Consider the following 6,624-nt stretch of genomic DNA (forward strand, 5'->3'; position numbering starts at 1 on the left):
GGTGTCAGGATCTTCTGCGTCGATGCTTCTGGGATGTGCGCCGCGCGGGCGCACTCGGGAACTGGCCCGGCTACTTGATCAGGTAGATCGTGGCGAAGAGGCCGATCCACACGACATCGACGAAGTGCCAGTAGTAGGACACGACGATGGCCGCGGTCGCCTGTTCGTGCGTGAACCTCTTGGCCGCGTACGTGCGGCCGAGGACGAACAGGAAGGCGATGAGGCCGCCTGTCACGTGCATGCCGTGGAAGCCGGTGGTCAGGTAGAACACCGAGCCGTACGGGTCGGAGGACAGGGAGAGCCCGTCCTTCTTCACCAGCTCCGTGTACTCGTAGATCTGACCGCCGATGAAGATCGCACCCATGATGAAGGTGACGATGAACCAGCCCCGGAGCTTCTTCACGTCCCCGCGCTCGGCGGCGAAGACGCCGAGCTGGCAGGTGAGGGAGGAGAGCACCAGGATCGTGGTGTTGGTCGCGGAGAACGGAAGGTTGAGATGGCTCGCCATCTCCTTCCAGTGATCCGGACCGGTCACCGATCGCAGGGTGAAGTACATCGCGAAGAGGGCCGCGAAGAACATCAGCTCGGAACTCAGCCAGATGATGGTTCCGACGCTGGTGAGGTTCGGCCGGTTGACCGACGGGTGCGCGTGCCCGGTATCTACTGTCGTTGCTGTCGCCACGACCGACATTATGTCGGTCGCTTATCCCGCCCTCACTCCGGGGGGTGCCGTTCGGAGTGTTGCTCCGGTTCATACCGTGGTTGACGTGGTGTTGAACGGAGTAACATCCGCCGCAACGGGCCTTTCCGCACGACGCAGACGTCTCGGAGGAACAATGCAGCCGACCGCCACGGTGCTGGTCTACAGCGACGACTCCACCACCCGCGAACAGGTCCGGTTGGCTACCGGGCGCAGGCCGGCACCGGACGTCCCCGTCGTGGAGTTCGTCGAGTGCGCGACCCCGGCCGCCGTCCTCAGCGAGCTGGACAAGGGCGGTATCGACGTCTGCGTGCTGGACGGCGAGGCCGTGCCGATGGGCGGCATGGGCGTGTGCCGGCAGATCAAGGACGAGATCTTCAACTGCCCGCCGGTGCTGCTGCTGATCGGCCGCCCCCAGGACGCGTGGCTCGCGACCTGGAGCCGGGCGGACGCCGCTGTGACGCTCCCTGTGGACCCGGTGGAGTTCGCCTCGGCACTGGCGGGCCTGCTGCGGCGCAAGAGCCTTCAGCAGAGCGCCTAGACACTCTGCGGACGCAGCCGGGCCCGTTCCGCCGGGCTCGGCGCGTCCAGGGTGTCCGCGACCAGGGCGCTGCCGGTGCGCCACTTCTTCCAGTCGAGGTTCCAGTCACCGAAGCCGTTGCCGAACGGCTCCATGGTGTCGCCGTTGGAGTTCACGACCTTGACGACGTCGCCCTCGTGGACGTTGTCGAAGAACCACTCCGCGTTGGCCGTGCTCATGCCGGTGCAGCCGTGGGAGACGTTCGCGTAGCCCTGTGAGCCGGTGGACCAGGGTGCCGCGTGCACGTACTCGCCGCTCCAGGTGAGACGGGTGGCGTAGTAGACGGGCAGGTCGTACGAGTCCGCGGAGCCCTCGGCGATGCCGACGGTGGCGCTGCGCATTCGTACGAAGTACTCCTTGCCCAGCACCACCTTGACGCCGTTGCGGGTGTCGAAGCCCGGCTTTCCGGTGGTGACCGGGATCTCCTTGATCTCCTCGTCGTTCTTGTAGAACGCCAGGGAGTGGGAGGCGGCGTCGGTGACGGCGATGACCCGGTCGCCGATGCTCAGCTTCAGCGGCTTGGACTTCTCGCCCCACAGCCGGTCGCCGATCTTCACGCCCGCCAGGTCGCTGCGCACGCTCACGGTCGCGTGCGCGGGCCAGTAGTCCTTGGGACGGTAGTGGAGCTCCTTGTCGTCCACCCAGTACCAGGCGCCCTGCACGGCGGGCACCGAGTCGACCCTGAGGGCGCGTTCGACGACGGCCCGCTGCGCCTTGTCCTTGACGGGCTGGTCCAGCTTGGCGGTGACCGGCTGGCCGACGCCGTACGTGCCCGAGTCGGGACCGAAGGTGACCTTCAGCCGCTTCTTGGTGGTGGGCTTGCTGGTGTCGAAGGAGAGCACCTTGCGGCCGGGCGCCCCGTCCTCGTCCTCGGTGCTCACCCGCACCGTGTAGTGGGCGTCGGCGGCCAGCGGGGAGGTGCTGTGCCAGCGGGTGCCGTCGGCGGAGAGTTCGCCCGTCACATAGCGGCCGGTGGCGTCCATGGCGACGACGTCGGTGATACGGCCGTCGCCGTCGTCGGCGGTGACCTCCAGGGGCTTGTCCGGGTCGGCCTTCTTGCCCTCGCCGGTGGGGCCGTTGAAGGAGATCTGGTCCGACGCGTCGTACGGCTTGTCGGTCAGCGGGTTGCCGCCGCCGCTGCAAGCGGTGCCGCCCGCGCCGAGGGCGATCACCAGCAGCGTGCAGCTGACGACGGTGCGGGTGCACAGGCGCGTCGGTGACGAGGGGCCGAGCACGCTCGCGCCCTCGACACCGACACCTGCGCCGCGAGAGGACACAGTGCTGTTCATGACGTCGACGCTAGGGAGCGGCGTCAATCATGGCGCGCTGGGTGACTCGTACGGGGGACGCGCATTGCGGCAAAAGCAGGAGCCCGGACGCTCCTGACGGAGTGTCCGGGCTCCAGAACCGCTCAGCGCGTGCTACTGGGTGCGGTTCTCACCGCGGTAGTACTCGAAGACCCAGCCGTACAGGCCGACCAGGATCACCGGCGCCGAGAAGTACAGCAGCCACCAGCCGATCGCGACCGACAGGAAGGCCAGCGCGCCACCGACGCCGAGGGCGAGCGGCTGCCAGCTGTGCGGGCTGAAGAACCCGACCTCGCCGGCGTCGTCCGCGACGTCCGCCTCCTTGTTGTCCATCGCACCCGCGTCGACCCGCCGGGCGGTGAAGCCCAGGTAGAAGCCGACCATGATGCACAGACCGAAGGCCAGGAAGAGGGCCGTGGTACCGGCCGGCTCCTTCGACCACACGCCATAGACGACCGCCATGACGAGCACGAAGACGCTCAGCCACATGAACATCTTGCCCTGGATCTTCACTTGCCGGCCTCCTTGCCACCAGCGAGGGCCTTGTCACCGTGAGGCGCGTTCTCCAGCTGGTCGAGGGCCGCGATCTCGGGGTGGTGCAGGTCGAACGCCGGGGATTCGCTGCGGATCCGCGGCAGGGTGAGGAAGTTGTGCCGCGGCGGCGGGCAGGAGGTCGCCCACTCGAGGGAGCGGCCGTAGCCCCACGGGTCGTCGACGCCGACCGGCTTGCCGTACTTGGCCGTCTTCCACACGTTGTAGAGGAACGGCAGGATCGACAGGCCGAGCAGGAACGAGCCGATCGTGGAGACCGTGTTCAGCGCGGTGAAGCCGTCGGCCGCCAGGTAGTCGGCGTACCGACGCGGCATGCCCTCGGCGCCCAGCCAGTGCTGCACCAGGAACGTGGTGTGGAAGCCGATGAACAGCGTCCAGAACGTGATCTTGCCGAGCCGCTCGTCGAGCATCTTGCCGGTCATCTTCGGCCACCAGAAGTGGAAGCCGGAGAACATCGCGAACACCACGGTGCCGAAGACGACGTAGTGGAAGTGCGCCACCACGAAGTACGAGTCGGAGACGTGGAAGTCCATCGGCGGCGAGGCCAGGATGACGCCGGTCAGACCACCGAAGGTGAAGGTGATGAGGAAGCCGGTCGCCCAGAGCATCGGTGTCTCGAAGCTCAGGGACCCCTTCCACATGGTGCCGATCCAGTTGAAGAACTTCACACCGGTCGGAACGGCGATGAGGAACGTCATGAAGGAGAAGAACGGCAGCAGCACACCGCCCGTGACGTACATGTGGTGCGCCCACACCGTCACCGACAGACCCGCGATGGCGATGGTCGCGCCGATCAGGCCCATGTAACCGAACATCGGCTTGCGGGAGAAGACCGGGATGACCTCGGAGATGATGCCGAAGAACGGCAGCGCGATGATGTACACCTCGGGATGGCCGAAGAACCAGAAGAGGTGTTGCCACAGCAGCGCTCCGCCGTTGGCCGAGTCGAAGACGTGCGCCCCGAATTTCCGATCCGCCTCCAGCGCGAACAGCGCGGCGGCGAGGACGGGGAAGGCGAGCAGGACCAGGACCGCGGTCAGCAGCACGTTCCACACGAAGATCGGCATGCGGAACATGGTCATGCCCGGGGCGCGCATGCAGATGATGGTGGTGATGAAGTTGACCGCGCCGAGGATGGTGCCGAAGCCGGAGAAGGCCAGACCCATGATCCACATGTCGGCGCCGACGCCCGGCGAGCGGACCGCGTCCGACAGCGGGGAGTAGGCGAACCAGCCGAAGTCGGCCGCACCCTGCGGGGTGAGGAAGCCGCCGACGGCGATGGTGGAGCCGAACAGGTACAGCCAGTAGGCGAACATGTTCAGCCGCGGGAAGGCCACGTCCGGGGCGCCGATCTGCAGCGGCATGATCCAGTTCGTGAAGCCGGCGAACAGCGGCGTCGCGAACATCAGCAGCATGATCGTGCCGTGCATCGTGAACGCCTGGTTGAACTGCTCGTTCGACATGATCTGCAGACCAGGACGGGCGAGCTCGGCGCGCATCAGCAGCGCCATCACGCCGCCGATCAGGAAGAACGCGAACGACGTGACGAGGTAGAGCGTCCCGATCGTCTTGTGGTCAGTGGTGGTGAGCCACTTGATCACGACGTTGCCGGGCTGCTTGCGCCGGACCGGCAGCTCGTCTGAGTAGTGTCCCTCAGCTGCCGCGGCACCCTGGGGTTCGTTGAGGATGCTCACAGTACGTTCGACTCCCGGTTCTTCTCGTGACCCGTCTGCGCGATGCCGGCGGGAACGTAACCGGTCTGCCCCTTCTTGGCGAGGTCCTTGAGGTGCTGCTCGTAGCGCTCCGGGGAGACGACCTTCACGTTGAACAGCATGCGGGAGTGGTCGACGCCGCACAGCTCGGCGCACTTGCCCAGGAAGGTGCCCTCCTTGTTGGGGGTCACCTGGAAGGAGTTGGTGTGGCCCGGGATGACGTCCATCTTCATCAGGAACGGCACCACCCAGAAGGAGTGGATGACGTCACGTGAGGTGAGGACGAAGCGGACCGTCTTGCCCTTGGGCAGCCACAGGGTCGGACCCGGGTTGCCGGTCTGCGGGTTCCGCGTGGCGGGCGTGCCGACGTCGTAGACGCCGCCGGCGTTGGCCGGGAACGCGTTCTTGAACCTGTCCGGGATGTTCGCCAGGTTCGGGTCGGTCTTCGCGTCGCCCGTCACCCCGGGAACCGGAGTGATGTAGTTGAAGCCCCAGCTCCACTGGTAACCCACGACGTTGACCGTCACTTCGGGCTTCTTGTCCGTGAGGCTGAGGAGCTTCGACTCGTCACGTGCCGTGAAGTAGAACAGCACGGAGACGATGATGAGCGGGACCACCGTGTACAGCGCCTCGATGGGCATGTTGTACCGGGTCTGCGGAGGAACCTCGACCTTGGTGCGACTGCGCCGGTGGAAGATCGCACTCCAGATGATCAGACCCCACACCAGCACGCCGACGGCGAGCGCGGCAGCCCAGGAGCCCTGCCACAGGGAGAGGATCCGCGGAGCCTCTTCCGTGGTCGGGGTGGGCATACCAAGGCGGGGGAAGTCCTTGTATGTGCAACCGGTGGCGGTCGCCAGGACCAGGCCCGCGGTCATTGCCTGCAGCAGCTTCCGCCGCATCGGGCGCCGCGGCGAGCGGTCGGAGCCGTTGGGACTCACGTAGCGCCTTCCCGAGAGTCTCGCCCGCGCGGATCGGCTGCGGCCTGCCTTCTCATCTGGTCGGTCGCCGCCCTGCGTCGGGCAGGGGTTTGGATGTTTATGCGGACCAAACCCTAGCCGACGCCCTCCGGGGGTTCAGCGGGAGGGGTGCCTACTGGGTGGGGGGTTCGCTGAATTGGCGGCCGCGGGTGCGATGTGGCTGGTCGCGCAGTTCCCCGCGCCCCTGGGGGTTAGCGTTGGCGTGTGTCCTACTTTGACGCCGCTTCCAGTGCCCCTCTGCATCCCGTAGCTCGTCAGGCACTGTTGGCCTCCTTGGACGAGGGATGGGCCGACCCCGCACGTCTGTACCGGGAAGGACGGCGGGCACGGATGCTGCTGGACGCCGCGCGGGAAACGGCCGCCGAAGCCGTTGGATGCCGGGCGGACGAACTCAGCTTCACCGCTTCCGGTACGGGGGCCGTGCACGCCGGGATGGCGGGCGCGTTGGCCGGGCGGCGGCGGGTCGGACGTCACCTGATCGTGTCTGCTGTCGAACATTCCTCGGTGCTGCATGCCGCTGACGTGCACGAGGGCGGCGGGGGGACGGTCAGCCAGGTGGCGGTGGACCGGACGGGCGCCGTGGATCCGGCGGAGTACGCGGCCGCGCTCCGGCAGGACACCGCGCTGGCCTGTCTGCAGTCGGCCAATCATGAGGTGGGGACCGTACAGCCGGTGGCGGAGGTGGCCGAGGTGTGCCGGGCGGCGGGGGTGCCGTTGCTCGTGGACGCCGCGCAGTCGTTGGGGTGGGGGGCGGTCGGCGGTGACTGGTCGCTGCTCACGGCCAGTGCGCACA

At 67.1% G+C, this 6,624-nt stretch carries 7 protein-coding genes; 2 read left to right on the forward strand and 5 right to left on the reverse strand.

Annotation, left to right across the window (positions count from 1 at the left end):
- Positions 1-70 precede the first annotated feature (70 nt).
- Positions 71-691 (reverse strand): aa3-type cytochrome oxidase subunit III, encoded by a 621-nt coding sequence (gene ctaE, locus GRC12_RS19845; RefSeq protein WP_208780650.1) that lies wholly within the window; start codon positions 689-691, stop codon positions 71-73.
- 145 nt (positions 692-836) lie between these two features.
- Here ctaE and GRC12_RS19850 point away from each other — a divergent pair, with 145 nt between their 5' ends.
- Positions 837-1,241 carry a response regulator transcription factor gene (locus GRC12_RS19850; RefSeq protein WP_208780651.1) on the forward strand — a complete coding sequence of 135 codons (405 nt, stop codon included), beginning with the start codon at positions 837-839 and terminating at the stop codon, positions 1,239-1,241.
- Here the strand turns inward: GRC12_RS19850 and GRC12_RS19855 are convergent.
- From GRC12_RS19855 to ctaC, 4 genes are all read right to left on the reverse strand, one after another.
- Positions 1,238-2,569, reverse strand: a complete 1,332-nt coding sequence (locus GRC12_RS19855; protein ID WP_208780652.1) for a L,D-transpeptidase — start codon at positions 2,567-2,569, stop codon at positions 1,238-1,240. The genes GRC12_RS19850 and GRC12_RS19855 overlap by 4 nt on opposite strands.
- Before the next feature lie 132 nt (positions 2,570-2,701).
- Positions 2,702-3,100, reverse strand: coding sequence for a cytochrome c oxidase subunit 4 (locus tag GRC12_RS19860; protein ID WP_208780653.1), 399 nt, complete (start codon positions 3,098-3,100; stop codon positions 2,702-2,704).
- The gene (gene ctaD / locus GRC12_RS19865; protein WP_133042909.1) at positions 3,097-4,833 is read right to left on the reverse strand and encodes an aa3-type cytochrome oxidase subunit I; all 1,737 of its coding nucleotides are present in this window, start codon (positions 4,831-4,833) and stop codon (positions 3,097-3,099) included. The genes GRC12_RS19860 and ctaD overlap by 4 nt, the downstream gene beginning before the upstream one ends.
- Entirely contained in the window at positions 4,830-5,792 is a 963-nt protein-coding gene (gene ctaC, locus GRC12_RS19870; RefSeq protein ID WP_208780654.1) for an aa3-type cytochrome oxidase subunit II, read from the reverse strand. The genes ctaD and ctaC overlap by 4 nt, the downstream gene beginning before the upstream one ends.
- Positions 5,793-6,035: 243 nt before the next feature.
- On the opposite strand from ctaC, the gene GRC12_RS19875 reads away from it, so the two are divergent.
- A partial coding sequence (locus tag GRC12_RS19875) for a cysteine desulfurase family protein (protein WP_208780655.1) occupies positions 6,036-6,624 on the forward strand: 589 nt, incomplete at its 3' end.

It is taken from the genome of Streptomyces griseorubiginosus (assembly GCF_017614965.1).
GTDB lineage: Bacteria > Actinomycetota > Actinomycetes > Streptomycetales > Streptomycetaceae > Streptomyces > Streptomyces griseorubiginosus_B.